1 rRNA gene is annotated in these 596 nt (G+C 53.2%); it reads right to left on the bottom strand.

The features are described 5' to 3' along the window. Positions 1-596, bottom strand: a 16S ribosomal RNA gene (locus NDJ01_RS08525); the annotation flags it as partial.

Genomic DNA, 596 nt, shown 5'->3' with positions numbered 1-596 from the left:
CGCTCGTTGCGGGACTTAACCCAACATTTCACAACACGAGCTGACGACAGCCATGCAGCACCTGTCTCAGAGTTCCCGAAGGCACCAATCCATCTCTGGAAAGTTCTCTGGATGTCAAGAGTAGGTAAGGTTCTTCGCGTTGCATCGAATTAAACCACATGCTCCACCGCTTGTGCGGGCCCCCGTCAATTCATTTGAGTTTTAATCTTGCGACCGTACTCCCCAGGCGGTCTACTTAACGCGTTAGCTCCGAAAGCCACGGCTCAAGGCCACAACCTCCAAGTAGACATCGTTTACGGCGTGGACTACCAGGGTATCTAATCCTGTTTGCTCCCCACGCTTTCGCATCTGAGTGTCAGTATCTGTCCAGGGGGCCGCCTTCGCCACCGGTATTCCTTCAGATCTCTACGCATTTCACCGCTACACCTGAAATTCTACCCCCCTCTACAGTACTCTAGTCTGCCAGTTTCAAATGCTATTCCGAGGTTGAGCCCCGGGCTTTCACATCTGACTTAACAAACCACCTGCATGCGCTTTACGCCCAGTAATTCCGATTAACGCTCGCACCCTCCGTATTACCGCGGCTGCTGGCACGG

Origin of the sequence: Vibrio sp. HS-50-1, from assembly GCF_024747315.1 — a bacterium.
Classification (GTDB): domain Bacteria; phylum Pseudomonadota; class Gammaproteobacteria; order Enterobacterales; family Vibrionaceae; genus Vibrio; species Vibrio diabolicus.
This window is presented reverse-complemented; position numbering and strand designations above follow the sequence as displayed.